The organism is Gordonia sihwensis NBRC 108236 (assembly GCF_000333035.1).
Classification (GTDB): Bacteria; Actinomycetota; Actinomycetes; order Mycobacteriales; family Mycobacteriaceae; genus Gordonia; species Gordonia sihwensis.
Window position 1 is genome coordinate 42,285 of record NZ_BANU01000013.1, and the last position, 25,827, is coordinate 68,111.

At 69.0% G+C, this 25,827-nt stretch carries 24 protein-coding genes; 13 read left to right on the top strand and 11 right to left on the bottom strand.

From position 1 onward, the window contains the following. Positions 1 to 24: 24 nt before the first annotated feature. From GSI01S_RS09140 to GSI01S_RS09150, 3 genes are all read left to right on the top strand, one after another. Positions 25 to 219, top strand: coding sequence for a DUF3046 domain-containing protein (locus GSI01S_RS09140; protein ID WP_006896260.1), 195 nt, complete (start codon positions 25 to 27; stop codon positions 217 to 219). A gap of 213 nt (positions 220 to 432) precedes the next feature. Then, positions 433 to 1,476, top strand: a complete 1,044-nt coding sequence (gene recA, locus GSI01S_RS09145; protein ID WP_006896261.1) for a recombinase RecA — start codon at positions 433 to 435, stop codon at positions 1,474 to 1,476. 7 nt (positions 1,477 to 1,483) lie between these two features. After that, complete coding sequence (locus GSI01S_RS09150) at positions 1,484 to 1,993, top strand: regulatory protein RecX (RefSeq protein WP_006896262.1); 510 nt, start codon at positions 1,484 to 1,486, stop codon at positions 1,991 to 1,993. Between the two features lie 9 nt (positions 1,994 to 2,002). Here the strand turns inward: GSI01S_RS09150 and GSI01S_RS09155 are convergent, their stop codons facing one another. The 4 genes from GSI01S_RS09155 to GSI01S_RS09170 are packed head-to-tail and all read right to left on the bottom strand — an operon-like array spanning position 2,003 to position 5,332. Further along, positions 2,003 to 2,902 (bottom strand): amino acid ABC transporter permease, encoded by a 900-nt coding sequence (locus GSI01S_RS09155; RefSeq protein WP_006896263.1) that lies wholly within the window; start codon positions 2,900 to 2,902, stop codon positions 2,003 to 2,005. Then, on the bottom strand, positions 2,899 to 3,582 hold the full coding sequence (locus tag GSI01S_RS09160; RefSeq protein WP_006896264.1) for an amino acid ABC transporter permease: 684 nt from the start codon (positions 3,580 to 3,582) through the stop codon (positions 2,899 to 2,901). Before GSI01S_RS09160 ends, GSI01S_RS09155 begins: the two co-directional genes overlap by 4 nt. Further along, entirely contained in the window at positions 3,583 to 4,602 is a 1,020-nt protein-coding gene (locus GSI01S_RS09165; protein ID WP_006896265.1) for a glutamate ABC transporter substrate-binding protein, read from the bottom strand. 1 nt (position 4,603) lies between these two features. Beyond that, on the bottom strand, positions 4,604 to 5,332 hold the full coding sequence (locus GSI01S_RS09170; protein ID WP_045540090.1) for an amino acid ABC transporter ATP-binding protein: 729 nt from the start codon (positions 5,330 to 5,332) through the stop codon (positions 4,604 to 4,606). A 163-nt stretch (positions 5,333 to 5,495) separates the two neighbouring features. Between GSI01S_RS09170 and miaB the strand changes: the two genes are divergently transcribed. Further along, positions 5,496 to 7,061: a tRNA (N6-isopentenyl adenosine(37)-C2)-methylthiotransferase MiaB gene (gene miaB, locus GSI01S_RS09175; protein ID WP_006896267.1), complete on the top strand. Its 1,566-nt coding sequence runs from the start codon at positions 5,496 to 5,498 to the stop codon at positions 7,059 to 7,061. After that, positions 7,058 to 7,765 (top strand): Rv2732c family membrane protein, encoded by a 708-nt coding sequence (locus GSI01S_RS09180; protein WP_006896268.1) that lies wholly within the window; start codon positions 7,058 to 7,060, stop codon positions 7,763 to 7,765. Before miaB ends, GSI01S_RS09180 begins: the two co-directional genes overlap by 4 nt. Positions 7,766 to 7,825: 60 nt before the next feature. Here the strand turns inward: GSI01S_RS09180 and GSI01S_RS09185 are convergent, their stop codons facing one another. After that, positions 7,826 to 9,205 (bottom strand): DUF349 domain-containing protein, encoded by a 1,380-nt coding sequence (locus GSI01S_RS09185; protein WP_006896269.1) that lies wholly within the window; start codon positions 9,203 to 9,205, stop codon positions 7,826 to 7,828. 201 nt (positions 9,206 to 9,406) lie between these two features. On the opposite strand from GSI01S_RS09185, the gene GSI01S_RS09190 reads away from it, so the two are divergent. The 4 genes from GSI01S_RS09190 to hflX all read left to right on the top strand — a co-directional run bounded on the left by GSI01S_RS09190 (position 9,407) and on the right by hflX (position 13,580). Then, entirely contained in the window at positions 9,407 to 10,219 is an 813-nt protein-coding gene (locus GSI01S_RS09190) for a class III extradiol ring-cleavage dioxygenase family protein (protein ID WP_039867390.1), read from the top strand. After that, positions 10,216 to 11,124, top strand: a complete 909-nt coding sequence (gene miaA, locus GSI01S_RS09195; protein WP_006896271.1) for a tRNA (adenosine(37)-N6)-dimethylallyltransferase MiaA — start codon at positions 10,216 to 10,218, stop codon at positions 11,122 to 11,124. The genes GSI01S_RS09190 and miaA overlap by 4 nt, the downstream gene beginning before the upstream one ends. Further along, on the top strand, positions 11,124 to 12,038 hold the full coding sequence (gene dapF / locus GSI01S_RS09200) for a diaminopimelate epimerase (protein ID WP_006896272.1): 915 nt from the start codon (positions 11,124 to 11,126) through the stop codon (positions 12,036 to 12,038). Before miaA ends, dapF begins: the two co-directional genes overlap by 1 nt. A 63-nt stretch (positions 12,039 to 12,101) precedes the next feature. Then, the gene (gene hflX, locus GSI01S_RS09205; RefSeq protein WP_045540414.1) at positions 12,102 to 13,580 is read left to right on the top strand and encodes a GTPase HflX; all 1,479 of its coding nucleotides are present in this window, start codon (positions 12,102 to 12,104) and stop codon (positions 13,578 to 13,580) included. A 13-nt stretch (positions 13,581 to 13,593) separates the two neighbouring features. On the opposite strand, the gene GSI01S_RS09210 is transcribed toward hflX, so the two are convergent. The 4 genes from GSI01S_RS09210 to GSI01S_RS09225 all read right to left on the bottom strand — a co-directional run bounded on the left by GSI01S_RS09210 (position 13,594) and on the right by GSI01S_RS09225 (position 17,782). Further along, positions 13,594 to 13,851, bottom strand: coding sequence for an HPr family phosphocarrier protein (locus tag GSI01S_RS09210; protein ID WP_006896274.1), 258 nt, complete (start codon positions 13,849 to 13,851; stop codon positions 13,594 to 13,596). Positions 13,852 to 13,907: 56 nt separating this feature from the next. Then, positions 13,908 to 15,971 carry a PTS fructose transporter subunit IIABC gene (locus GSI01S_RS09215; protein WP_006896275.1) on the bottom strand — a complete coding sequence of 688 codons (2,064 nt, stop codon included), beginning with the start codon at positions 15,969 to 15,971 and terminating at the stop codon, positions 13,908 to 13,910. 96 nt (positions 15,972 to 16,067) lie between these two features. After that, positions 16,068 to 17,015 (bottom strand): 1-phosphofructokinase family hexose kinase, encoded by a 948-nt coding sequence (locus GSI01S_RS09220; RefSeq protein WP_006896276.1) that lies wholly within the window; start codon positions 17,013 to 17,015, stop codon positions 16,068 to 16,070. Continuing rightward, positions 17,012 to 17,782 (bottom strand): DeoR/GlpR family DNA-binding transcription regulator, encoded by a 771-nt coding sequence (locus tag GSI01S_RS09225; protein WP_006896278.1) that lies wholly within the window; start codon positions 17,780 to 17,782, stop codon positions 17,012 to 17,014. Before GSI01S_RS09225 ends, GSI01S_RS09220 begins: the two co-directional genes overlap by 4 nt. 139 nt (positions 17,783 to 17,921) lie before the next feature. On the opposite strand from GSI01S_RS09225, the gene GSI01S_RS09230 reads away from it, so the two are divergent. Then, the gene (locus GSI01S_RS09230) at positions 17,922 to 19,640 is read left to right on the top strand and encodes a putative PEP-binding protein (protein ID WP_006896279.1); all 1,719 of its coding nucleotides are present in this window, start codon (positions 17,922 to 17,924) and stop codon (positions 19,638 to 19,640) included. Positions 19,641 to 19,666: 26 nt separating this feature from the next. Here the strand turns inward: GSI01S_RS09230 and lexA are convergent, their stop codons facing one another. Further along, on the bottom strand, positions 19,667 to 20,326 hold the full coding sequence (gene lexA, locus GSI01S_RS09235; RefSeq protein WP_231650344.1) for a transcriptional repressor LexA: 660 nt from the start codon (positions 20,324 to 20,326) through the stop codon (positions 19,667 to 19,669). A gap of 183 nt (positions 20,327 to 20,509) precedes the next feature. On the opposite strand from lexA, the gene GSI01S_RS20495 reads away from it, so the two are divergent. Together GSI01S_RS20495 and nrdR are read left to right on the top strand one after the other, a co-directional pair. Further along, on the top strand, positions 20,510 to 21,085 hold the full coding sequence (locus GSI01S_RS20495; RefSeq protein WP_233500082.1) for a LysM peptidoglycan-binding domain-containing protein: 576 nt from the start codon (positions 20,510 to 20,512) through the stop codon (positions 21,083 to 21,085). 22 nt (positions 21,086 to 21,107) lie between these two features. Continuing rightward, positions 21,108 to 21,557, top strand: a complete 450-nt coding sequence (gene nrdR, locus GSI01S_RS09245; RefSeq protein ID WP_006896283.1) for a transcriptional regulator NrdR — start codon at positions 21,108 to 21,110, stop codon at positions 21,555 to 21,557. A gap of 53 nt (positions 21,558 to 21,610) precedes the next feature. Here the strand turns inward: nrdR and hrpA are convergent, their stop codons facing one another. After that, positions 21,611 to 25,315 (bottom strand): ATP-dependent RNA helicase HrpA, encoded by a 3,705-nt coding sequence (gene hrpA, locus GSI01S_RS09250; protein WP_006896284.1) that lies wholly within the window; start codon positions 25,313 to 25,315, stop codon positions 21,611 to 21,613. Positions 25,316 to 25,351: 36 nt separating this feature from the next. Here hrpA and GSI01S_RS09255 point away from each other — a divergent pair, with 36 nt between their 5' ends. Continuing rightward, entirely contained in the window at positions 25,352 to 25,813 is a 462-nt protein-coding gene (locus tag GSI01S_RS09255; protein WP_039867352.1) for an SRPBCC family protein, read from the top strand. The last annotated feature ends 14 nt before the right edge of the window (positions 25,814 to 25,827 follow it).

A 25,827-nucleotide genomic window follows, 5' to 3' on the forward strand; every position in this document is an offset into this window, starting at 1 on the left:
CCGGCGATCGTGGAGAATGGAACCATGCGTCTGACGGAGTTCGCCGAACTCACCGAGGCAGAGTTCGGCAGAAAGCGGGCCGACGGTCTGCTGACCGATCTGGTGCTGATGGAACTGGGCGGCCGCACGGGCCGGGAGGCCATCGAGCAGGGAGTGGATCCGAAGCTGGTGTGGCGGGCACTCTGCCGCGAATTCGACGTACCGCCGGAACGCTGGTGATCGCCGGATCCGGCGTGTCGGATTGCCGTCGAACATCTGTTCGCTATCCTGTAATGGAACCGGAGCGCGCTCTGGTGCGTCCAATTTAATGACCGTACGAACGGGCCCGGGCGGAAATGTCACACCCGTCTCCTACCGTGTGGTCACGAAAGCGGAAGACGTTCGTATCCACAGCAACGTTCCAATACAGCAGAGCACCCGGAGGAGAGACCGATGGCACCCGTGACTGATCGGCAGAAGGCACTGGATCTGGCGCTGGCTCAGATCGACAAGAATTTCGGCAAGGGCTCGGTGATGCGTCTGGGTGAGGACGCCCGCCCGCCGATGGAGGTCATCCCGACCGGCTCGGTGGCCCTCGACATCGCACTCGGCATCGGCGGCCTCCCGCGCGGCCGGATCGTGGAGGTCTACGGCCCGGAGTCCTCGGGTAAGACCACCGTCGCCCTGCACGCCGTCGCGAACGCTCAGGCCGCAGGCGGCATCGCCGCGTTCATCGACGCCGAACATGCACTCGATCCCGAGTATGCGGCGAAGCTGGGTGTCGACATCGACGCGCTGCTGGTCTCGCAGCCGGACACCGGAGAACAGGCACTGGAGATCGCGGATATGCTCATCCGCTCGGGTGCGCTCGACATCCTGGTGATCGACTCGGTGGCGGCGCTCGTGCCCAAGGCGGAGATCGAGGGCGAGATGGGCGACAGCCACGTCGGACTGCAGGCACGGCTCATGAGCCAGGCCCTGCGCAAGATGACCTCCGGTCTCAACAACTCCAACACCACCGCGATCTTCATCAACCAGTTGCGCGAGAAGATCGGTGTGATGTTCGGTTCGCCGGAGACCACGACCGGCGGCAAGGCCCTCAAGTTCTACTCGTCTGTGCGACTGGACGTCCGGCGGATCGAGACGCTCAAGGACGGCACGGACGCGGTCGGCAACCGGACGCGCGTCAAGGTCGTCAAGAACAAGGTGGCGCCGCCGTTCAAGCAGGCGGAGTTCGACATCCTGTACGGGCACGGCATCAGCCGCGAGGGTTCGCTGATCGATCTCGGCGTGGCCGAGGGCTTCATCCGCAAGTCGGGTTCGTGGTTCACCTACGAGGGCGATCAGCTGGGGCAGGGCAAGGAGAACGCCCGTAAGTTCCTCATCGCCAATCCCGATGTCGCGAACGAGATCGAGAGCAAGATCAAGGACAAGCTCGGCATCGGTCGTCCCGCCGCGGACGCCGACGAGATCGCCCCCGAGCCCGTCGACTTCTGATCCACCTATGTCCGACGATACGGCGGCCCGGTCCGGCCCGTCGCCCTGGGATGCTGCGCTGCGGCTCCTGGGGACCCGGGCCCGGAGCCGGGCGGAGATGCGTGACCGTCTGAACGCACGCGGCTTCACCCCGGACGAGGTGGAGCAGACTTTGCGCCGGCTCGACGAGTGGAAGCTGCTCGACGACGCCGACTTCGCCGCCGAATGGGTTCGATCGCGGCATGCGCACTCCGGTCGCGGGCGGCTGGCTCTCAAACGCGAACTGCGGACCAAGGGGATCGACGATGAGACCGCGGCGCAGGCACTGGACCAGATCGATCCCGAGGACGAGCGGGAGATCGCCGTCCGGCTCGCGGAGAAGAAGCTGAACGTCTCCGGCGAACAACTCGGTGACCGCGAGATCCGGGCCAAGGCGTATCGGCGGCTCGCAGGGGCCCTGGGTCGCCGCGGCTATCCGCCGGAGATGGTCGGATCGGTGGTCAAGGAAGTCCTCGACCGCGCTCGACACTCCGCCTGACTCCCGGCTTCACCGGCCGATACCGGTGAAGCCGGGGATGTTCTCCATCGCTTCCAGATCGGCGACATCCGGATCGGGAGCCGCGGTCCGGCGCCGGCCGCTGCGCAGACGGCGTTCGAGGTAGTTCGCCAGGCCCGTCAGACAGAAGTTGATCGCGATCATGATCACCGCCACCACGAGCAGTGACGGCAGGTAGTTGCCCCAGTACGACGCCGAGACGATGCCCGACCGCACCACCTCGATGTATCCGAAGGCGTAGCCCAGAGCGCTGTCCTTCAGCGCGATCACCATCTGCGAGATCAACGCGGGCAGCATCGCGGTCACCGCCTGCGGCAGCAGGATCATCCGCATCATCTGCGACTTGCGCATGCCGATCGACAGGGCGGCTTCGGACTGTCCTTTGGGAACCGACTGGATTCCCGCCCGCAGGATCTCCGCGATCACCGAGCCGTTGTACAGGGTGAGACCGAAGACCACGGCGGCGAACGAGAGCTGTGACGACGGCACGACCGCGTACTTGGCGAACAGGTAGTACGCGAAGAACATCAGGATCAGGACCGGGATCGCACGGAAGACCTCGACGATCAGACCGCAGACGGCACGCACCGCCCGGTGGTCCGACAATCGTCCGATGCCGAGCAGCGTACCGACCACCAGCGCCAGGATGATCGAGGCGAACGCCGCCTTGATCGTTCCCCACAGACCCGGCAGCAGCCAGGTGGTCCAGGTCCCGGCGACGGTGAACGGTCGCCACATGTCCGATTCGAACTGGCCGTTGTCGGCCAGCACTTTGATGATGTACGCGGCGATCGCGATCAGGATCACGACGAAGACGACCGCGGTGATCAGGTTGCGGCGCCGGGCGTGCGGCCCGGGCGCGTCGTAGAGGACGGTCGACTGATCGCTCATCGCTTGACCGCCCATCGCTTGGCGGCCCATCCGAAGACCGCACCCTCCGCGAGGGTGATGATCATGAATCCGATGGCGATGATGGCGAAGATCAGCAGGATCTGGTCGCCGTGGGTCTCGAGTTCGGACTTCATGAGCAGTGAGGCCTCCGCGACGCCGATCACCGAGGCGATCGTGGTGTTCTTGGTGAGCGCGATCAGCACCGATCCGAGCGGCGCGATGACGGTGCGCAGCGCCTGCGGCAGGATGATCAGTCCGAGAACCTGGGTGAAGGTGAGCCCGAGCGATCGAGCGGCTTCGGCCTGTCCGATCGGAATGGTGTTGAACCCGGCGCGGAGGGTCTCACAGACGAACGTCGCCGTGTACAGGACGAACGCGAGCACCGCGAGCCGGAAGTTGTTGGTGGCGATGAAGTTCGAGCTCTCCGTCGCCAGCGTGAGACCGAGGTTCTGGTACAGGCCGATGGAGCAGAAGAGCACGATCAGGGTGAGCGGGGTGTTGCGCACGACGTTCACGTACACGGTCGCGAAGCCGCGCATCACCGGAACCGGCGAGACCTTCATGGCGGCCAGCAGGACACCCCAGATCAGTGCGCCGATCGCCGAATAGACAGTGAGTTTGATGGTGATCCAGAACGCGGGCCAGATCTGCGGACCCATGCTCTGCCATAGGTCGGACATCTACGCATCTCCTTCGCAGGGCGTCGACGGGGAGGTGAGGAAGTCGAGATTCCCGACGTCCGGGAAGAGCTTGTACTGCGATCCCGGCGCGTCGGCGCGGGCGATCCACGAATCGATCGTCTCGTTGCCGAGCGCGTCGCGGAGATCCCGGCTCCAGACGGACTGGTCGGAGCCGGGCAGCGGGGCGAGCATCGCTTCGAGCGCCTCGTTGACCTTCGCGACCGAGTCGGGATAGTTCTTCGCCATGCCGATGCCGTAGCGCTCGGTCGAGAACGGCTGGCCCTTCTTCTTGAGCTTCCCGCCGACGCAGGCGTCCTTGGGATAGGTCATCGACACGAGCTTGAACTCGCCGGGGTAGCGGTTGGCGTACCCGGCCAGAATCGTCTCGTCGGTGGTGAGCGCGTCGACCTTGTCACGGCGCAGCGCCTCCACGCACGAGGAGTAGGAGTCGTACTCCTGGAGCTGGACGCCCGGCAGCTGAGCCTTCACGTTCTGCGCCGGTGTCGAACCGCTCACCGAGCACAGTTTCTTGCCGTTGTTGAGGTCCATCAGCGAGTTCAGGGACGAGTCATTCTTGCGGACCAGGAGCCCCTGGTAGGTCACGAGGTAGGGGCCCGCGAAGGCCACCTTCTTCGCGCGCGCCTCGTTGATCGAGTACGTCGCGGCGATCATGTCGACCTCACCGTTGCCGATGAGGGTCTCGCGCTGAGCGGAGGGTGTCTCGCGCCAGGTGATCTCCGGATGCGGTACGCCGAGCCGGTCGGCGATGTGGTCGACGACGTACTCGGAGACCGACGGATCGAAACCGACCACCGAACCGTCGGGCTGCTGCACACCGAGCCCGGGCTGGTCGTACTTGGTGCCCAGGACGACCTTGCCGGACTTGATCGACTCGACGAGGTCGCGCGGTTCGGTGCTGCCGCACGCGGCCACGGCGGGCAGTGTCAGGGCGATCGCGAGGATCAGCGCCGGCAGTGCGCGGCGTCGGCGTGACGGGCGTCTGAGGGAAGTGGTCGCCATGTCAGCCTCCCAGGATCTTCGACAGGAAGTCCTTCGCACGGTCGGACTTCGGCGCGGTGAAGAACGTCTCGGGATCGGTGTCCTCGACGATCTGACCGTCGGCCATGAAGATCACGCGGTCGGCGGCCTTGCGGGCGAAGCCCATCTCGTGCGTCACGACCACCATCGTCATGCCCTCCTTGGCGAGGGCGACCATCACGTCGAGGACCTCGCTGACCATCTCCGGGTCCAGGGCCGAGGTCGGCTCGTCGAACAGGATCACCTTCGGGTCCATCGCCAACGAGCGGGCGATGGCGACGCGCTGCTGTTGACCGCCCGAGAGCTGAGCCGGGTACTTGTCCTTCTGAGCGGCGATGCCGACGCGGTCGAGCAGTTCCTCCGCACGTTTGCGGGCATCCGCCTTCGAGGCCTTGCGCACCTTGATCGGTCCGAGCGTCACGTTGTCGAGGATCGTCTTGTGCGAGAAGAGGTTGAACGACTGGAAGACCATGCCCACGTCGGCGCGGAGCCGGGCCAGGTCGCGGCCCTCCGCGGGCAGCAGTTCGCCCTCCACCCGGATCTCGCCGCTGTCGATCGGCTCGAGTCGATTGATGGTCCGGCAGAGGGTGGACTTGCCCGAGCCGGAGGGGCCGAGGACGACCACCACCTGACCGCGGGGCACTTCCAGGTCGATGTCGCGGAGCACATGGAGGTCGCCGAAGTGCTTCTGCACGTTCTTCATCGAGATCATCGGTGTGACGTTCGTGTCGGGCATGACTAACAAACTAGTTGTGACGCGCGTCGCCGCACGGGTTCTTTCGCATGTTCCCGCGTGTCGCCGCGCGGAACCGGACATGCCGGCGATGCGGTACGTGTGACGCGGACGGATTTGCCCCGCCACGTAACCTTGAGATGTGAGTGTTGAGGCCCTGGGAGAGACGACGACCGAGGATGCGGCGACGGCGCCGCGCTCCTATTCGGTCCGTACCTACGGATGTCAGATGAACGTGCACGACTCCGAACGGATCGCGGGCCTCCTCGAAGACGCGGGCTATGTGGCCGCCGACGACGGCGACGACGCCGATCTGGTGGTCTTCAACACCTGTGCGGTGCGTGAGAACGCGGACAACAAGCTCTACGGCAATCTGTCGCATCTGGCGCCGGTGAAGGCGCGGCGACCCGGGATGCAGATCGCCGTCGGCGGGTGTCTGGCGCAGAAGGACAAGGACACCGTCCGCAGCCGCGCACCCTGGGTGGACGTCGTTTTCGGAACCCACAACATCGGCTCGCTGCCGGTGCTGCTCGAACGGGCCCGCCACAACGACGAGGCGCAGGTCGAGATCCTGGATTCGCTCGAACGATTCCCGTCCACCCTGCCCGCGCGCCGTGATTCGGCGTATTCGGGATGGGTGTCGGTCTCGGTCGGCTGCAACAACACGTGCACCTTCTGCATCGTGCCGTCGCTGCGCGGCAAGGAGGTGGACCGGCGTCCGGGCGACGTTCTCGCCGAGGTGCAGGCACTGGTGGACCAGGGCGTGCTCGAAGTGACCCTGCTGGGCCAGAACGTCAACGCCTACGGGATGTCGTTCGCGGATCCGGACATCCCGCGCAACCGCGGGGCGTTCGCCGATCTGTTGCGCGCGTGCGGCGGCATCGAGGGACTGGAGCGGGTGCGCTTCACCTCGCCGCATCCGGCGGAGTTCACCGACGACGTCATCGCGGCGATGGCTGAGACCCCCAACATCTGCCCGCAGCTGCACATGCCGCTGCAGTCCGGCTCGGACCGAGTCCTCAAGGCCATGCGACGCAGCTACCGCAGAACCAAGTTCCTCGGCATCCTGGACCGCGTCCGCGACGCGATGCCGCACGCCGCCATCACCACCGACATCATCGTCGGTTTCCCCGGCGAGACCGAAGAGGACTTCGCGGAGACGCTCGACGTGGTGGAGCGGGCGCGCTTCTCGAGCGCGTTCACCTTCCAGTACTCGCCGCGACCGGGCACCCCGGCCGCCACCATGCCCGATCAGGTTCCGCCGGAGGTGGTGACCGAGCGGTACCAGCGGCTGATCGCGCTCCAGGAGCGGATCTGTCTGGAGGGCAACACGGCGCTGGTCGGGACCGAGGCGGAACTGCTCGTCGTCGCCGACGAGGGACGCAAGAGCTCCTCGACCGGGCGGATGACCGGACGCGCCCGCGACGGACGTCTGGTGCACTTCCTATCGACCGGCGATGCGGACGGTCGGACCGGCGGCATCCGTCCGGGTGATGTCGTGACCACCGTGATCACCGACGCCGCCCCCCATCATCTGATCGCCGACGCCGGGGTGCTCTCGCACCGTCGTACCCGCGCCGGCGATGCGCACGAGGCGGGCACCCTGCCCACCACACCACCCGTCGGCGTCGGGCTCGGGATGCCGTCGATCGGAGTGCAGTCCGTTCCTGAGCCGACGAGCGCATGCGGAACTGGAGGCTGTTCATGAGTAAGAACGATCTGGATACTTTCACTCGATACGAGCACGAGCTCCGAAAGACCGAGAAGAAGGTCGCGGGGGAGATCGACCCCGGTGCCCGGGCCGTGGTGGTCGCCGTATGCGTGCTGCTCGCAATGGTCTCGCTGGTTCTGCCGCATGCCGGCGACGCCACGGGTCTCGACGTGCTGATGATGACCGACAAGGCCACCGCCGAGCACATCAAGCTGCCGTCGGAGATCTTCGTCTACATGCTGGCGATCTTCGGCATCGGCTTCTCGACGCTCGCGTTGATCACCCGTCGCTGGGTGCTCGCCTGGATCGCGCTGGCCGGAACCGCGGTCGACGCGGTGGCGGGCATGCTCGCGATCTGGACCCGGAACACCGTCGGAGTCGACGAGACGGCGTCGCCGTCGGGTGCCGGCGCGGGTCTGCTGCTGGGTTGGGCCGTCGCGATCGTTCTGGTGTTCCACTGGGCCCGAGTGGTGTGGAATCGCAACTCCTACCACCTCGCGCTGGAGCAGGAACGTCGCGCCGAGGCCGCCAACCGCGAAGCCTTCGGACTGTCGCTCCAGCGACCGGTGGCGCCCAGCGCGAAGGCCGCGAGAGCCGACGAAGCGGATTCTGCGGAAGCGGACTCGGCGGAGAATGCCCACACGCAGGGCGACCAGCCTCGGGGCGACCAGACTCCTGAGGGGACCGCGTCGGAGGACTGAGTTCCGGGCCCGGGCTCGGTGCGAACGCACCGCGCCCGGGCCGTCGGGACCTGGTGGGCGTCAGCGATCGGTGAGCGCCGAGTGGGCCGCGCTGGCCCACTCGCGCCACTGCGCGGCCTGTTGCCGCAGCTCCGCGGCCTCACGGTCGCGTCCCGCGGCGGCGGCCTTCTCGGCCTGCTCGTCGAGCTTGTCGGCGCGCTCGGTGAACTGCGCGGCGCGCGCCTGCGCCTCCGGGTCGGTGCGTGCCCAGTCGGCGTCCTCGGCGTCGCGCAGCCGCTTCTCGAGCGCCCGCGCACGGCTCTCGAGTCTGTGCATCTGTTCGCGCGGGACCTTGCCGATCTCGTCCCACTTCTCGCGGAAGGTACGGAACTCGCGCCGCGCGGTCTCCAGATCGGCCGCCGGATCGATCTTCGCCTCGGCCTCGTCGAGCAGTGCGGTCTTGGCCTTCGCGTTCTCCGCGAACTCGGCGTCACGCTCGGAGTTCACCGCGTTGCGGGCCTGGAAGAAGACATCCTGTGCGGCCTTGAACCGGAGCCAGAGCGCCTCGTCGGTGTCGCGCGGTGCGCGACCGGCGGCCTTCCATTCGGCCAGGAGTTCGCGGAACTTGGCCGCCGTGGGGCCCCAGTCGGTGGAGTCCGACAGCGCCTCGGCTTCGGCGATCAGTTCCTCCTTGCGCGCCTTGGCTCCCGCCCGTTCGCGGTCGAGTTCGGCGAAGTGCGCACCGCGACGCCGGTTGAACGCGTCCCGCGCTTTCGAGTAACGCCGCCACAGCGCATCGTCGGTCTTGCGGTCGATGCCCTTGATCGTCTTCCACTCGTCCAGGATCGCCCGGAGCCGGTCGCCGCCCGCCTTCCACGAGGTGCTCTCGCTCCCGATGTGCTCGGCTTCGGCCGCCAGCGCCTCCTTGCGTTCGATCGCCGAGACACGGGCCGACTCGCGCAGGTCCTTGACCTCCTGCGCCACATCGTCGGCGCCGGAGACGATCACCTCCAGACGGGCCGCCAGGCTGTCGACGTCACCGATGACCTGTGCGTCGGGGAGTTCGGCGAGCAGATGCGCCGCCGACGCCTGAGTCTTCCTGGGGTCGCCGGAACGGGCGGTGAGACGCTCCTCGAGGATCTCCACTTCAGTGGCCAGGTCGGCGAACTTCCGGGAGAAGTGCGCGAGGCCCTCTTCGACGGTCCCGGCCTGCCACGAGCCGATCTGGCGCTCGCCGCTCGCAGTCTTGAGCCACACCGCACCGCTCGAATCGATCCGGCCGAACTCGTTCGGATCACCCACCGGCACCGGATGGACCGGTACCGCCGGGGTCGGGCCGCCGACTGCGGGCCGGGGGACCGGACGCGGCCGAGGGCCAGGCTTCGGTCCCGGCTTCGGGCCGGGCTTGGGGGCCGACGGGCCGTTCGAGGCCGGGTTGCTCGAGTCGGGCGAGTTGATCATGCGTGTACCTCTTGAATCGTCTTCGCCGCGCGTCACGGCTGCCAGATCACTGCGTGGTTCATTCACTACGAGGTTCATTCAAGCAGGCACGGCGACGGTTGTGGGCGCGGCCTGCAACATTGCCTCCCACATCGAGGCCGGGACGCCGCCGGTGCCGGGCCCGAACCGATGTTCCGCGCGCGCACCGGTAGCGTCGAGACCGTGCTAGCCCTGGTTGCGATAGTCCCGAGCGCTCCGCTGCTCGTCCCCGAACTGGCCGGTCCGGCCGCCACCGACACCGAACCCGTACGCGCGGCCGTGCGTGCGGTGGCGAAGCGGCTCGGCAGCGCGGCCGATCGGTGGATCGCACTCGGCGCAGCCGATCGCGCCGGCTCCGCCGGTGCCACGGACTACCGCAGCTGCGGCGACTTCGGCGGATACGGTGTGCCGCACCCGGTACGACTCGGCGGTCCGCCGACCGAGGGCGCGCCGCTGCCCCTGTCGATGCTGATCGCGGGGTGGGTCCGCGGTGAGGCCGACGGCGGCGGAGAGCGGATCACGGTGACGCCGTGGGTGGTGGATCCGGAGTGGTCGCCGGACCAGTGCGCGGCAGCCGGACTGGAACTCGCGCGCGCCCTGTCCGACGGCGGCGATCCCGACAGCGACGATCCCGACAGCGGCGATCCCGACAGCGGCGACCGGGTGGGACTTCTGGTGGTGGCCGACGGCTGCACCGCGTTGTCGCCGGGCGCTCCGGGCGGCGGCGAGCGGCCCTCGGCGATCGCGCTTCAGCGGCGGATCGACGACGCGCTCGCCCGCGCGGACACCGGCGCACTGGCCGCCCTCGACGCGGACGCGTGCGCCGCGGAGGGAGTCGGAGGCAGGGCCGCATGGCAGGTCCTGGCGGCCGCCTGCGGCGGTCCCGCGGCCGATGTCGCTGTGTCTGATGTCGCAGCGGCAGAGGTGTTGTATCGCGATGCCCCGTTCGGGGTCGGTTACACCGTCGCCGTCTGGTCGCCGGGGGCGCCGCGGTGACCCTCGCACCCATCGCCGTCATCGGCCCGACGGCCAGCGGCAAATCAGAACTCGCCCTCGATCTCGCCGAACACTTCGGCGGCGAGATCGTCAACGTCGACGCGATGCAGCAGTACCGCGGGATGGACATCGGCACCGCCAAGCTTCCCGTCGCCGAACGGCGGGGGATACCGCACCACCAGATCGATGTCCTCGACGTCACCGAGACCGCCACCGTCGCCCGCTACAAGTCCGCGGCGACGGCAGACGTCGAAGCGCTTCTCGCATCGGGCCGGCTGCCGGTCATCGTCGGCGGGTCGATGATGTACATCCAGGGCCTGCTCGACGATTGGGAGTTCCCGTCGACCGATCCCGCGGTGCGGGCGAAGTACGAGGCGCTGCTCACCGAGATCGGGCCGTTGGCTCTCCACCGCAGGCTGGCCGAGGTCGACCCGGCCGCCGCGGCCACCATCCTGGACTCGGACGGCAGGCGCATCGTGCGCGCCCTCGAGGTGGTCGAGATCACCGGGGAGCCGTTCGCGGCGTCGGCGCCGTCGATCGGTGAACCGCGGTGGGGGACCCGCATCCTGACCCTCGACCGAGAGAAGGAGGCCCTCGACGAGCGGATCCGGTTGCGCACCGCGGCGATGTTCGACGCCGGCCTTGTCGACGAGGTGCGAGCACTGTGCGAGAGCGGCCTGCGGGAGGGACGGACGGCCTCGCGGGCGATCGGCTATGCACAGGTCATCGAGTATCTCGACGGCGTCTACGACCTCGATCAGGCGCAGGAGCGTACTTTCTTCGGCACGCGACGGTACGTGCGCCGGCAGCGGTCGTGGTTCCGGCGCGACCCGCGCGCGGTGTGGCTCGACGCCGCCGATCCCGCCCTGCTGGAGAATGCGCTCCGCGCGCTCCGCGTAGCCTGATGGGAGTGAAGAACTCTCCGGCGCTGACCTTCGTCAAAGGGCATGGCACCCAGAACGACTTCGTGATCCTGCCCGATCCTCAGGCACAGATCGAACTGACCGAGGACCTCGTCGTCGCCCTCTGCGACCGCCGGCGGGGACTCGGTGCCGACGGCGTTCTGCGCGTCGCGACCGCCGGATCGCTGGTGGCCGAACAGGTGCTGGAACGGCTACCCGAGGGCGTTTCGGGCGTGGACTGGTTCATGGACTATCGCAACGCCGACGGTTCGATCGCGGAGATGTGCGGCAACGGTGTGCGCGTGTTCGCGCACTACTGCCGGACCGAAGGGCTCGTCGACACCGATGCGTTCACCGTCGGTTCGCGCGCCGGGGCCCGTCCGGTCACCGTGCACTCGGCCGACGACGCCGACGCCGACGTGAGTGTCTCGATGGGACCGGTGGCGCTGCGCGGTCCGAGCGAGGTCCGCATCGCGGGTACGACGCTGACGGGCGAGGCCGTCGACGTCGGCAACCCTCACCTGGCCTGCGTGGTCGACGGACTGACGCCCGAACGGCTCGCGACACTGGATCTCACCACCGGCGCCGAGCTGGACTCGGCGCTGTTTCCGGACGGGGCGAACGTCGAGATCCTCACCCCGCTGACCCCGGGCGGCCCGACCCCGGCCGACGAGGCCGACTTCCATGCGCACATGCGAGTGTTCGAGCGGGGCGTCGGGGAGACCCGATCGTGCGGTACCGGCCTGGTGGCCGCCGCAGCGGCTGCGCTGTCGGGGGCCGGCAGAGACTCGGGGTCGGTCGCGGTCACAGTGCCGGGCGGCGACGTGCTGGTCACTGTCGGCGACGGCTCGGCCGTCCTGCGCGGCCCGTCTCGGCTGGTGGCCCGCGGCCGGCTCGTCGCGGGCTGGGCCGACTGAGCGGGCACCCGCGGGAAATCCGGATGCGTTCCGGTGCCGGTCGGGGGCACAATGGATGTACATATGACTGAACTGACCAAAGAATCTGCATTGGACGAATCCGCCGACGACCGGTCCGCCGAGGAGGTCCCGGGGCTCTCGGAGCGTGGACGCCCGGGCGAACCCACGGTGGGCGAACTTCAGCTCGACGAGCGTGCCTCGCTGCAACGCGTCGTCGGCCTGTCGACCGAACTCGAGGACGTCACCGAGGTCGAGTACCGCCGCCTCCGGTTGGAGCAGGTCGTCCTCGTGGGCGTCTGGACCACCGGGAGCGTCGCCGCGGCCCGCGCCAGCATGGCCGAACTCGCCGCGCTCGCCGAGACTGCCGGATCGCAGGTGCTCGACGCCCTGATCCAGCGCCGTGGCAAACCTGATCCGGCCACCTATCTCGGCTCCGGCAAGGCCGAGGAACTCCGCGAAGTGGTGGTCGCCAGCGGAGCCGACACCGTGATCTGCGACGGTGAGCTGACGCCCGCCCAGCTGACGGCGCTGGAGAAGGTCGTCAAGGTGAAGGTGATCGACCGCACCGCGCTCATCCTCGACATCTTCGCCCAGCACGCCACCTCGCGTGAGGGCAAGGCGCAGGTGGCGCTGGCGCAGATGGAGTACATGCTTCCCCGGCTGCGCGGCTGGGGCGAGTCGATGTCGCGCCAGGCAGGTGGCCGCGCCGGCAGCAACGGCGGCGTGGGCCTGCGTGGCCCCGGTGAGACGAAGATCGAAACCGACCGCAGGCGGATCCGCGAGCGAATGGCCAAGCTGCGCAAGGAGATTCGCGGGATGAAGACGGCTCGGACGGTGAAGCGCGCGGCGCGCCGCCGGGGCGGTGTACCGGCTCTGACGGTGGTCGGCTACACCAACGCCGGCAAGTCGAGCCTGGTGAACGCGATGACCGGCTCGGGTGTCCTCGTGCAGGACGCACTGTTCGCGACGCTCGATCCGACCACCCGCCGCGCGCAGCTCGCCGACGGGCACGAGGTGGTCTTCACCGACACCGTCGGCTTCGTCCGGCATCTGCCCACCCAGCTGGTCGAGGCGTTCCGGTCGACACTGGAGGAGGCCGTCGACGCCGATCTGCTCGTCCACGTGGTGGATGGGTCAGACCCGTTCCCGGCCAACCAGATCTCGGCCGTCCGCCAGGTGTTGGGGGAGGTGCTCGCCGAAGAGGACCGCCCCGCGCCGCCGGAGATGCTGGTCGTCAACAAGATCGACGCCGTCGACGGCGTGACCATGACGGCGCTGCGGGCCGAGTATCCGGATGCGCAGTTCGTCTCGGCCCGGACCGGTGAGGGGCTCGACGGGCTCTTCGCCGCGATCACCGACTTCCTGCAGCGAGACGATGTGGACGCCGTCCTGCAGGTGCCGTTCGCCCGCGGAGAGGTGATCTCCCGGCTCCACCAGCACGCGCACGTGCTCGACACGGAGCACAACGCCGAAGGCACCCGCCTGCATGTGCGGATGCCTTCTGCGCTCGCGGCCGAGTACAGCGATCTGACCGTCGCCTGACGGTCTCGCCCGGCTACTCGGCGTCGAGATCCTTGGCGACCAGTGCCGCGATCTGATCGACCGCGGCCTGGTCGTCGCTTTCGACGGTGACCGAGGCGCCCTTCTCCGCGCCGAGGGTCATGATCATCAGCGCGCTGCCCGCGTCGACCGGATCACCGCCGGCGGCGAGCGTCACCGGGACGCCGAGAGCGGTGGCCGCGTCGGCGATGATGGCGGCGGGACGAGCGTGCAGACCGACGGCCGATCCGACGGTGACGGTGGTGCTGGGCATGGACGTGCCTTTCTTTCGGTGTGACGGCCCGAGCTGCGTGCTCGGGCCCGGGTGTTTCAGGCGGCCTCGGCGGGGATCGGCGTGCGCTCCCGGCTGGGCTGGTACTGCTTGGCGGCGAGGACGGCGACGGCGGAGACGATCACGCCCGCCACGATAGCGATCAGGAACTTCCACCACGTGCCGTTCATCGCGAAGAGGACGAACACGCCCCCGTGGGGTGCCCGGCACTGGACGCTCAACGCCATCGACAGCGCTCCGGTGACCGCACCGCCCAGCATCATGGACGGGATCACGCGGAACGGATCGGCGGCGGCGAACGGGATCGCGCCCTCGGAGATGAACGACGCGCCCAGCAGCCAGGCGGCCTTGCCGTTCTCGCGCTCCGGTTCGGTGAACGTCGACGGTCGGAGGGTGGTCGCCAGCGCCATCGCCAGCGGCGGAACCATGCCTGCGGCCATCACCGCGGCCATGATCTCCCACTGTGCGACGCCCGCGCCGGCGAGTCCGAGGCCGGCGACGCCGAAGGCGTACGCCGCCTTGTTGACCGGTCCGCCCAGATCGAAGCACATCATCAGGCCGATCACGATGCCGAGGATCACCTTGGAACTGCCGGACATCGAGTTGAGCCAGTCCTCGAGCGAGGTGTTGATCCACGACAGCGGACGGGCCAGCAGAGCGAACATGATGAAGCCGGTGACGAGCGTGCCCACCAGCGGAATGATGACGACCGGTTGCAGTCCGCGCGCCCACTGGGGCAGCGGCAGCCGGGAGAGCCAGAGGGCGACGACGCCGGCCAGCAGACCGCCGACGAGACCGCCGATGAAGCCGGCGTTCACGGCGACGGCGATCAGACCCGCGGTGAATCCGGGAGCGAGACCGGGCCGGTCGGCGATCGCGTAGGCGATGTAGCCGGCCAGGACCGCCACCATGAGCCCGATCGCCAGATTGCCGATCGCGAAACTCACTCCGCCGAGATACTGCATGAGCCCGCCCGGCGGCAGATCCCAGAGACTGTAGTGCAGTGCGTAGTACAGTCCGTCCGAGGTGCCCTCCTGCACCGTCGAACTGCCGATCTCGTAGCCGGCCAGCAGGAAGCCGAGCGCCATCAGCAGACCGCCCGCGGCGACGAACGGGATCATGTAGCTGACACCGGTCAGCAGAGCCTGCTTGAGCTGACCTCCGATGCCCACCCGCGAGGCCGCGGGCGCCTGCGCGCCGGCGTTCGCGTCCCCGGCGACGGTGGCGGCCCGGGGATCTCGCGCCGTGCGGACCGCCTCGGCGATCATCGCATCGGGTTCGTTGATCGCGCGTTTGACGCCGGAGGCGACCACCGGCTTGCCGACGAACCGGTCGCGGCCCTTGACGCCCACATCCGTCGCGAAGACCACCACGTCCGCGGCAGCGATCACATCGGGGGCGAAGGGCGTCGAACCGGTCGACCCCTGGGTCTCCACCGCGAACTCCACGCCGGCGCGTTCGGCGGCGAGCTTGAGGGCGTCGGCGGCCATGTAGGTGTGCGCGATCCCGGTGGGGCACGCGGTGACGGCGACGATCCGAGTGGTCCCGGGCTCGGCCGCTGGGGATTCGGTGGTCGGGGTCTCAGTTGCCGGGGTCTCAGTTGCCGGGGTCGCTGCGGGGGTCGCTGCGGCCGGGGCAGGGGCCGGCTTGCCCTCGACGGCCTCGTTGACCAGATCGACGACGGCGGCGGCGTCGGGCGCCGCGCGCAGGGCGGCGACGAAGTCGGGCCGCACGAGGGCGCGCGCCAGCGAACTGAGCACCTTCATGTGCTCGCCGGCGGCTCCCTCCGGTGCCGCGATCAGGAAGACGATGTCGGCGGGCCCGTCCGGAGCACCGAATTCTGCCTTTCGCGTCAGGCGTGCCATGGCGAGGGTGGCGGTGGTGACGGAGGCGACGCGTGCGTGCGGGATCGCGATGCCTCCGGGAAGCCCGGTCGCGGATTTGCGTTCGCGTGCCATAGCGGCCTCGGCGAGCTCGGCCGGGTCGGTGCAGCGGCCGGCGTTTGCGACCAGACCGGCGAGCGCGGCGATGACACTGTCCGCATCAGCGCCGGCGTCACCGTCGAGCAGGACCAGCTCCGGCGTGATGATCTGTTGGGACATGATGGCTCCCTCGGTGATTCTGGGGGGGTCGGGATTCTGGGGGTCGGGGATTCGGGGACTCGGAGATTCTGGGTGTCGGGGTTCTTCGCGGACGGATCAGGACAGCCGGGAGACGGACACACCCGCTTCGTCGAGCAGATCCGGAGTGGGCGGCGTGGTGCCCGGCAGTGCTGCGGCCGCCGAGCCGTGAGCGACGGCACTGCGCAGGAGCCCGGCCTCGTCGGCACCGCGCAGGTGCGCGATCAGATAACCGGCGAGTGAGGCGTCGCCCGCGCCGACGGTGCTGCGGACCGCGACAGCCGGCGCGGTGGCGAACCATATGCCGTCCGGGGTGGTCAGGAGAGCGCCGGCCGCGCCCAGCGTGGTCAGCACCGTCCCGCCGGTCCGGTCGGCGAGTGTTCGGGAGGCGGCCGCTGCGACGCTGGGATCACCCTGCGCCGCAGACCTCTCCATGCCGGCCGGATCGTCGCCGGTGAGTTCGGCGAGCTCATCGGAGTTCGGCTTCAGCAGTGCCGGACGGGCGGCGGCCACCGCGGCCAGGGGTGCGCCGGACGTGTCGACGGCCACCCGACAGTGCAGCGACGCCGTCGCGGCGAGTACCTGCGCGTACCAGTCGTCGGGGAGGCCGGGCGGCAGCGAGCCGCACAGAGCGAGCCAGTCCGCTCCCTCGGCACGGGCCATGATCGTGGTGCGCAGCGCGGCCGCGGCCTCGGCGGAGACGGCCGTTCCGGCGTCGTTGATCTTGGTGGTGGTGCCGTCCGGTTCGGCGACGGTCAGGTTGGTCCGGACCGTCCCGTCCGCCGACACCGCCTGGTGCGGAAGGGCCACGGCGCGCAGGCTGTCGATGAACGGGTCGTCGGCGCGGGCGGGCAGGACGGCCAGTGTGGGAAGGCCGGCGGCCCGCACCACCCGTGCGACGTTGATTCCCTTGCCGCCCGGTTGGTCGACGACGCGGGCCGCACGGTGCACCTCGCCCCTCCGGAGCGGTCCGGCGAGCTCGATCGTACGGTCGGTGCTCGGATTGGCGGTGACGGTGACGATCATGCGATCACCACCTCGATCTCGTGGGCGCGCAGTTCGTCGGCGAAGGCCGAGTCGATCCCGGCGTCGGTCACGAGGACATCGACGTCCTCCAGGGTTCCGAAGCTCATCAGTTCCTCCCGGTTGATCTTGGACGAGTCGGCGAGGACCACCGTCGTCGTGCAGGCCGCGATCATGGCGCGTTTGGTGGCGGCCTCGTCGGCGTCGGGTGTCGACAGACCGTGCTCGAGCGACAGACCGTTGGTGCCGAGGAAGCCGACCGACGCACGGATGCGCGAGAGTCGCTCGATCGCGTCGGCGCCGACGGAGGCACCGGTCTTGGGCCGGAGTCTGCCGCCGGTCAGCAGCACCCCGGAGCCGGGCAACTCCGCCACCACCTCGGCGATCTGCACGCTGTTGGTGACGCAGGTCAAGCGGGCGTCGACGGGGATGGATAGAGCCAACTGCAGAGTGGTGGTCCCGGCGTCGATCACGATGGAACCGCCGTCGGCGGGCAGGAATGCCAGCGCAGCGGCACCGATGGCGCTCTTCTCGCCTCGGTGGGTCTCCTCCCGAACCACCAGATCAGGTTCGTCGACCACTGCGGCGACGTCGAGGCGTACGGCTCCGCCGTGGACGCGCACCAGATGGCCGCTGCGAGCGAGAATAGCCAGGTCGCGGCGCACGGTCTCGCCGGTCACGGAGAAGCGCGCGGCGAGATCGGCTACGGAGACGCGGCCGCGCAGGCGGACCTCGTTCGCGATCGCCGACTGGCGTTCCTCCGCGTACATCTGCTCTCCCGACTGTCCGATCTCATGCAACGATGGGGATCGTGCAAAGATGTGGATCTGTGTTGATTTGGTTGGTTACGCATCTTTGTTTACATGGGTACGTGTTGACACGTCAAGGACTTTCTGTAATCTTTCTCACATGACCGAGGTGACTTCTCCCGTGCCTGCCGAGAACCCGTTCCGCGCCGACGTCATCGTCTCCGGTACTCCGGTGGTCGGTGGCCTCGCGTACGGACCGATCATCAGACCCGCACCGCGACCCGGCTTCGACGCCATCGACGACTCTCCCGTTCCGGAGGAGCTCCGCGACGCAGAGATGGAGCGTTTCACCGCCGCCGCCGGAGTGGTGGCCGACCGGCTGGCCGACCGGGCCTCCCACAGCACCGGCGTCGCGGCCGAGGTCCTGACTGCCACGGCCGGTCTCGCGCGCGATCGCGGGTGGGCGACGGCCGCGGGCAAGTCGATTGCGCAGGGCGTTCGAGCGCCGCTCGCCGCGATCGCGGCCACCGAGCAGTTCGTGGAGATGTTCACCAAGCTCGGCGGCCTCATGGCTGAACGGGTCACCGATCTGTTGGACGTCCGAGACCGCGTCGTCGCCGAACTCCTCGGGCTCTCGGAGCCGGGCATCCCCGTGCCGGACGTACCGTCGATTCTGCTCGCCGACGACCTCGCGCCCGCCGACACCGCGGGTCTGGACCCGGCACGCGTCATCGGGCTGGGCATGCGGCTCGGCGGCCCCAGCAGCCACACGGCGATCATTGCTCGCCAACTCGGTATTCCGTGCGTGGTCGCCGCCGCTGAACTCGATGAGATCCCCTCCGGAGCCATGGGCTACGTGGACGGGGACGCGGGAACGGTGGGGGCCGCCCCGGACGCCGGACTCATCTCGGACGCCGTGACGGCCGCGGCGACGCGGGCGGCCGAGACGGCGGCCTGGCGCGGGCCGGGCCGCACGGCGGACGGGCACGCGGTCGCGATCCTGGCCAACGTGGCCGACGGCGTGTCCGCTCGGTCGGCGGCGCAGGCGCCGGTGGAGGGCGTCGGACTGTTCCGAACCGAACTGGCCTTCCTGGACCGCGCGGCCGAGCCCACCGTCGCCCAGCAGGTAGAGCTCTACCGGGAGGTGATCGACGCCTTTCCCGGGCGCAAGGTGGTGATCCGCACCCTCGACGCGGGCTCGGACAAGCCACTGAAGTTCGTCGCCCACTCCGACGAGCCGAATCCGGCGATGGGAGTCCGCGGCAACCGCATCGTGCAGACGTATCCGGACATCCGCAACAACCAGCTCGATGCGCTGGCGGAGGCGGCGCGCGACGACGGCCGTGCGACGCCGTGGGTGATGGCACCGATGATCGCCACGGTCGACGAGGCGCGCGAATTCGCCGCGCGGGTTCGGGAACGCGGTCTGGTGCCGGGGGTGATGATCGAGGTGCCGTCGGCGGCGATCCTCGCCGACGCGATCCTCGCCGAAGTGGACTTCGTCTCGATCGGCACCAACGACCTGACCCAGTACACGATGGCGGCGGACCGGATGTCGCCGGAGCTGGCGGCGCTCACCGACCCGTGGCAGCCGGCGGTACTCGCGCTGATACAGCGGGTCGGGGACGCCGGTCGGGACCAGGGCAAGCCCGTGGGCGTATGCGGCGAGGCGGCTGCCGATCCGTTGCTGGCATGTGTGCTGGTCGGGATGGGTGTGACGTCGTTGTCGTCCGCGCCTGCGGCGTCGGCCGCGGTGGGACTGAAGCTGGGTACCGTCACCATGGATCAGTGCCGCGATGCGGCGTCCGCCGCGATCGCCGCGACGAGTCCGTCACAGGCGCGCGAGGCGGTTCGCGCGGTTCTGGCCGGCGAGGTGTGATGTCCCGCTGAGGCCGGCCGGGCGCCTCAGATACGGCGCATCACCGTGACGACCTTGCCGAGGATGGCGGCGTCGTCGCCGGGGATGGGCTCGAAATGCTCGTTGTGCGGCATGAGCCAGACGTGACCGTCGGTGCGCTTGAAGGTCTTCACGGTGGCTTCGCCGTCGATCATCGCGGCGACGATGTCACCGTTCTCCGCCACGTTCTGCTGGCGCACGACCACCCAGTCGCCGTCGCAGATCGCCGCGTCGATCATCGATTCGCCGACCACGCGAAGCATGAACAGGGAACCGTCGCCGACCAGTTCGCGCGGCATCGGGAAGACCTCCTCCACGGCCTGTTCGGCGAGAATCGGTCCGCCGGCGGCGATCCGGCCGAGCACCGGAACGAAGGTCGGCGTGGGGAGTGACTCTCCGTCGGCCTCGGCACCGCCCGAGGGCGGTGTCCGCTGATCGTCCCGAACGTTCACCGCACGCGGACGGTGCGGATCGCGCTTGAGAAGGCCGCGGCGCTCGAGCGTGCGGAGCTGATGGGCCACCGACGACGTGGAGGTGAGTCCGACGGCCTCGCCGATCTCACGGATGCTCGGCGGGTAGCCGCGCTCGCGGACCGACTGACGGATGACCTCGAGCACCTCGCGCTGACGCTGGGTCAATGAGGCCTCGAGCGTCGCGGTGGAGAGCATCGGATCGGGCGTGTCGGTCACGGTCGGGCCTTTCGTCAGCTGTGTTCGATCGATGGTCCAAAGGCTAGTTGAGTAGGTCACAAAACTCAAACAATTGTTCGACGCGTGTCGGCGTTTGTCGGACCCCTCGTGTTAACTATCGAACAAGAGTTCTTCGAACACGCGATCGATTGGAGACGAGTCATGAGCACGAGGACGGCACCCGCCCCGACCGGACGCGCCACTGCTGCGCACTCCACTGCTGTGCACTCCACTGCTGTGCACTCCACTGCGTCGGCGATGACCTGCGACATCCCGGTGGTCCGTGGCTCGCTGGTCCGTGATCGGGGAGTACGCGGAGCGGGGCGAGGCGACTCGAGCGGAACGTGCTTCCCGACCGGCCGCCCCGAGCGGCGTCGCCCGGTCGCGGACCGGCGAGTGATGTTCGATGCGCCGCCGGCCGGCCGGACCGCGCTGTCGCCCGCGGTGTACCGCAGGCGCCGGTGGGCCGGGGCCGCGGTGGTCGGCGGCACCCTCGCCGGCATGGTGTGGCTGCTCGCCCTCGTCGGAGCGGGCTACCAGGATGCGGCGACGCCGGAGTCGCCGGCGGCGACGCACGTGGTGTACGTCCGGTCGGGGGAGTCGCTCACCGCGCTCGCTGAGCGGATCGCTCCGGAGTTGCCGTCCGCGGGCGTCATCGCCCAGCTGCGCGACCTGAACGGCCTCGAGACATCGGGACTGCATGTCGGACAAGCGCTTATCGCCCCGCAGTACGGCTGAGGCGGGCGGGTATTGTCATGGCATGCGCTGCCCGTTCTGCAAGAACGACGACACCCGTGTCGTCGACTCCCGAGTCGCCGACGACGGCCAGGTGATCCGTCGCCGCAGGTCGTGCAATGAATGCGGGCGGCGGTTCAGCACGGTCGAGACGGCTGTGCTGTCCGTGGTGAAGCGCAACGGCATCTCCGAGCCCTTCAGTCGCGAGAAGGTGATGCAGGGCGTGCGCCGCGCCTGCCAGGGCCGTCAGGTGGACGAGGACGCACTGGCGAAGCTTGCGGTGCAGGTGGAGGACACCGTGCGCTCGTCGGGTTCGGCCGAGATACCGAGCAATGAGGTCGGTCTCGCGATCCTCGGTCCGCTGCGCGACCTCGACGAGGTGGCCTATCTGCGGTTCGCCTCGGTCTACCGGTCGTTCGAGTCGGCCGACGACTTCCAGCGCGAGATCGATTCGCTGCGCCGCGACCGTCACTGACACTCACGGCACCGGCGCCACCGGTCCGAGCAGTCAGCCACCGCCCCGAGCAGTCAGCTGAACTTGTCGATCGCCTTGATTATCCGCTGCTCGGAGACTGGACCGTTGGTGCCGAGCTGCTGAGCGAACAGGCTCACGCGGAGTTCCTCCAGGCGCCACTGCACCAACTCGTTCAGCGCCTCGTGGCGTGCGGCCGGAAGCTGGGCGAGGCGCCTATTCCAGACCGCCACCACCCTGTCGATGGCGCCCATCGCCTCGTTGTCCCGGCCGGCGGCGGTGTTGAGGGACTCGAGGCGCAGCCGCGCGGCGGTCAGATAGCGCGGCAGCGAGCGCAGATGCTCCAATGCCGTCGCGCCGACGAAGCCGTCGAAGATCAGATCGTTGACCTGATCGGAGACGTCGTCGGCGGCGAGAGTCCCGGACCGGGCGTCGACGGCCCGGCGCACCGGGGAGTATTCGGCGAGCGCCGCGACGGCGGCGTCGAAGTACTCGGGTGCGCGCGACCGGATCACCGGCCCCAGCCGCGCCGAGAGCGCGCCGAAGTCACCGGGACTGCGCAGGGCGGCCAACTCCGGCTCCCGTGCCAGGGTGTCGGTGACCGCCCGTGCCGTGCAGTCGGCCAGCAACGCGTCCACGTCCGGATACGGGCTCTGGCTCAGCGCGAGCTTGGCCGGCGGCGGCAGAGTCGACGCCAGCTTGCGGCTGGGCGGCGCGATCGCGAGTCGCAGGAGTTCTCCGGCGGCGGCGGCGATGCCGGCGTCGCGCTCGGTGGAGGTGGCGGCCTTCGCGATGCGTACGCCCTGTCCCGGCACGGTCGCGAGCGTGGGATAGCGGGTGATCGTCTGTCCCGCAACGGTCGCCGTCTCGGAGTCGGCGAGGGTGCCCAGACCGTCGGCGGTCCATTCGCGGTGCAGGGGCGCACGGCGGTCGCGGTCGGCGTCGGCAGACAGGTCGGTGCGAAGCGCGGCGAGCCGGTCGCCGCGCGCGATGATCGCGCCGTCTGTGCCGGTGACTGCGAAGTGCATCCGCAGATGCGGGGGGAGTGCCGACGGATTGAAATCGCGCGGAGCCAGGGTGACCCCGCTGATCGACGACAGCTCGCGAGCCAGGCCGGTGAGCAGTGGCTCGCTGCGCACCGAGAGTCGGCTGAGAGCGAGTTCGGCGTACCGGGACGCCGGGGACATGGACTTGCGCAGGCCCTTGGGCAACGACTTGATCAGCTGCGTCGCGAGTTCGGCGCGCATCCCGGGTACGAGCCAGTCGAATCCGGTGTCTCGCACATGTGCCAGGAGCGGCCCGGGGATGATCGCGGTCACGCCGTCATCGGGTGCGCCGGGCTCGAAGTGGTAGCGGAGCTCCAGGCGGGTCTCGCCCTGCTGCCAGGCGGCCGGATAGTCGGCGGCCGTGGGGACGTCGTCTCCGAGCAAGTCCTCGGGCCGGAGGTTGAGCAGCGCCGGATCGGTGCGGCCCGCCTTCTTCCACCACGAGTCGAAATGCCGTGTCGACACCACGGTGGACGGTATGCGCGCCGCGTAGAACTCGAAGAGCTCGTCGTCGGAGATGCGCAGGTCCCTACGCCGCGCGCGATGTTCGGTCTCGGACGCGTCGCGGAGCAGCTCGGCGTTGTGGGCGAAGAACGCATGACGGTTACGCCAGCGTCCGGCGACCAGTGCCTCCTGGATGAAGATCTCGCGCGAGGTCTTCGGGTCGATCGACCCGTAGTTCACGCGGCGCTGTACCACCAGGGGAACTCCGTACAGGCTGACCTTCTCGTACGCCATCACCGCGCCGCGGCGGGTGGACCAGTGCGGCTCGGAGTAGGTGCGCGTCACCAGGTCGCCGGCCAACTCCTCGACCCAGGCCGGATCGATCGAGGCCACGGTGTGTGCGAACAGGCGCGAGGTCTCGACGAGTTCGGCGGCCACGACGAAGGCGGGCGGTTTGTTCGCGAGGAAGGATCCGGGGAAGATCGCGAACTTCGTGCCTCGGGTGCCCAGATAGTCGCGTGAGTCGCCTTGCCGCGCACCGATGTTGGTCAGCAGGCCGGAGAGCACGCTGCGATGAACGGCTGCCGGGTCCACCTCGGTGTCCGGGATCTGCCACTTGAGGTCGCTGACGGTGCGCCGCAGCTGCCGGTGCAGATCGATCCATTCGCGGATCCGCAGGAAGTGCAGGAACTCTCGCTCGCACATCTTGCGGAACTGGCTGCTTGAGAGTTCCGCGCGCCTGGCCGTCAGATACTCCCAGAGCTTGAGGTGCCCGAGGAACTCCGACCCCGGCACCGCGTGCCGGCGATGGGCGGCGGTGGCGGCCTCCCGCTTGTCGCTGGGGAACTCCCGAACGTCGGGCAGGGCCAGCGCCGCAGTGATGACGAGCAGGTGATCGAGGCAGCCGTTGTCGTGTCCGGCAACCAGCATCCGGCCCAACCTCGGGTCGACGGGCAGCCGCGCGAGCTGCTTGCCGATCTTGGTCAGCCGCGCGGACGCGGAATCGGTGCCGGTGACCGCTCCCAGTTCGGACAGCTGTGCCATGCCGTCGCGGACCGCTCGCGGGTCGGGCGCCTGCACGAACGGGAAGTCGTTGATGTCGCCCAGCCGCAGCGACAGCATCGACAGGATGACGGCGGCGAGATTGCTCCGCAGGATCTCCGGGTCGGTGTACTCCGGACGAGCGTCGAAATCGTCTTCCGAGTACAGGCGGATGCAGATGCCCGGCGCCACCCGGCCGCAGCGACCCGCGCGCTGACGGGCGCTGGCCTGTGAGACCCGTTCCACGGGAAGACGAGTCACCTTGGTGCGGGTCGAATAGCGGGAGATGCGAGCCGTACCCGCATCGATCACGTACCGGATGCCGGGAACGGTCAATGACGTCTCGGCGACATTCGTGGCCAGCACGATCCGCCGACCGTTGGACGGGGCGAACACCCGTTGCTGCTCACCGACCGACAGCCGGGCGAACAGCGGAACGATCTCGGCCGCGCTGCGTCGGCGGAGGGCATCGGCCGTGTCCCGGATGTCGCGCTCGGTCGGCAGGAACACCAGGATGTCGCCCGGGGCGTGCGACCACAGCTCGCCGACCGCCGCGTCGATCGCCGCGATCTGATCGAGGTCGTCGTGGTCGGAGTCGTCGCTCTCGCGCGGCCGATACCGAATCTCGACCGGGTACGTCCGCCCCGAGACCTCCAAGATCGGCACCGTGTCCGCGGTGGTGGCGAAATGCCGGGCGAAGCGGTCGGGCTCGATGGTCGCCGAGGTGATGATGAGCTTGAGATCCGGTCTGGTCGGCAGCAACTGCTTGAGATAGCCGAGCAGGAAGTCGATGTTGAGGCTGCGCTCGTGCGCCTCGTCGATGATGATCGTGTCGTAACCGGACAGCCGCGGATCCCGGCCGATCTCGCGCAGCAGGATGCCGTCGGTCATCACCTTGATGCGGGTGTCCTTGCCGACCTTGTCGGAGAAGCGCACCTGATACCCGACGGTCCCGCCGATCTCGGTGCCCAACTCGTCGGCGATCCGCCGGGCCACCGACGTCGCCGCGATCCGCCGAGGCTGCGTATGACCGATCGAGGTGCGGCCGAGTTCGAGGCAGATCTTCGGCAACTGGGTCGTCTTGCCCGAACCGGTCTCGCCCGCGATCACGACCACCTGGTGTGCGGAGACGGCCTCGGCGATCTCGTCGCGGCAGGCGCTGACCGGGAGTTCCGGCGGATAGGAGATCGTCAGGGCGGACAGGTCCGGAGACGGGATCGCGGAAGGCATGATGACATTGATTCTACGGTGGGCCACAATGCGGTGATGACACCCGGAACAGAGTCCTCCGCACGCGTCGTCTCCGCCGAGCGGATCGTCGCCGCACCGCGCAGCCGGATCTTCGAGCTCATCGCGGACCCCGCCCGTCAGCCCGAGTGGGACGGCAACGACAACCTCACCGCGGCCGAGCGAGGCCGGCGGGTGCGCCGCGTCGGCGACGTCTTCACCATGCGGCTCACCAAACCCGGTGCGGTGCGCGAGAATCACGTCGTCGAGTTCGACGAGGGACGTCTCATCGCGTGGCTGCCGTCGGAGGTGGGGAAGAATCCGCCCGGCCATCTCTGGCGTTGGGAACTCTTCGAGCACGCCGACGGCACCCGTGTGGTGCACACGTACGACTGGACGGAACTGCACGACCCCAAGCGCGAAGCCCGCGCCAGGGCGACGACGAGCGAACGGCTGGCGTCGTCGATCGACCGTCTCGCCCGGCTCGCGGAGTCCGGCTGAGAGGGAAGCACAAC

Coding starts and splice junctions, on each gene's coding strand:
- GSI01S_RS09140 (WP_006896260.1), top strand. CDS start 25: ATGCGTCTGACGGAGTTCGCCGAACTCACCGAGGCAGAGTTCGGCAGA.
- recA (WP_006896261.1), top strand. CDS start 433: ATGGCACCCGTGACTGATCGGCAGAAGGCACTGGATCTGGCGCTGGCT.
- GSI01S_RS09150 (WP_006896262.1), top strand. CDS start 1,484: ATGTCCGACGATACGGCGGCCCGGTCCGGCCCGTCGCCCTGGGATGCT.
- GSI01S_RS09155 (WP_006896263.1), bottom strand. CDS start 2,902: ATGAGCGATCAGTCGACCGTCCTCTACGACGCGCCCGGGCCGCACGCC.
- GSI01S_RS09160 (WP_006896264.1), bottom strand. CDS start 3,582: ATGTCCGACCTATGGCAGAGCATGGGTCCGCAGATCTGGCCCGCGTTC.
- GSI01S_RS09165 (WP_006896265.1), bottom strand. CDS start 4,602: ATGGCGACCACTTCCCTCAGACGCCCGTCACGCCGACGCCGCGCACTG.
- GSI01S_RS09170 (WP_045540090.1), bottom strand. CDS start 5,332: ATGATCTCGATGAAGAACGTGCAGAAGCACTTCGGCGACCTCCATGTG.
- GSI01S_RS09180 (WP_006896268.1), top strand. CDS start 7,058: ATGAGTAAGAACGATCTGGATACTTTCACTCGATACGAGCACGAGCTC.
- GSI01S_RS09185 (WP_006896269.1), bottom strand. CDS start 9,205: ATGATCAACTCGCCCGACTCGAGCAACCCGGCCTCGAACGGCCCGTCG.
- dapF (WP_006896272.1), top strand. CDS start 11,124: ATGGGAGTGAAGAACTCTCCGGCGCTGACCTTCGTCAAAGGGCATGGC.
- hflX (WP_045540414.1), top strand. CDS start 12,102: ATGACTGAACTGACCAAAGAATCTGCATTGGACGAATCCGCCGACGAC.
- GSI01S_RS09210 (WP_006896274.1), bottom strand. CDS start 13,851: ATGCCCAGCACCACCGTCACCGTCGGATCGGCCGTCGGTCTGCACGCT.
- GSI01S_RS09215 (WP_006896275.1), bottom strand. CDS start 15,971: ATGTCCCAACAGATCATCACGCCGGAGCTGGTCCTGCTCGACGGTGAC.
- GSI01S_RS09220 (WP_006896276.1), bottom strand. CDS start 17,015: ATGATCGTCACCGTCACCGCCAATCCGAGCACCGACCGTACGATCGAG.
- GSI01S_RS09225 (WP_006896278.1), bottom strand. CDS start 17,782: ATGTACGCGGAGGAACGCCAGTCGGCGATCGCGAACGAGGTCCGCCTG.
- GSI01S_RS09230 (WP_006896279.1), top strand. CDS start 17,922: ATGACCGAGGTGACTTCTCCCGTGCCTGCCGAGAACCCGTTCCGCGCC.
- lexA (WP_231650344.1), bottom strand. CDS start 20,326: ATGCTCTCCACCGCGACGCTCGAGGCCTCATTGACCCAGCGTCAGCGC.
- GSI01S_RS20495 (WP_233500082.1), top strand. CDS start 20,510: ATGAGCACGAGGACGGCACCCGCCCCGACCGGACGCGCCACTGCTGCG.
- nrdR (WP_006896283.1), top strand. CDS start 21,108: ATGCGCTGCCCGTTCTGCAAGAACGACGACACCCGTGTCGTCGACTCC.
- hrpA (WP_006896284.1), bottom strand. CDS start 25,315: ATGCCTTCCGCGATCCCGTCTCCGGACCTGTCCGCCCTGACGATCTCC.
- GSI01S_RS09255 (WP_039867352.1), top strand. CDS start 25,352: ATGACACCCGGAACAGAGTCCTCCGCACGCGTCGTCTCCGCCGAGCGG.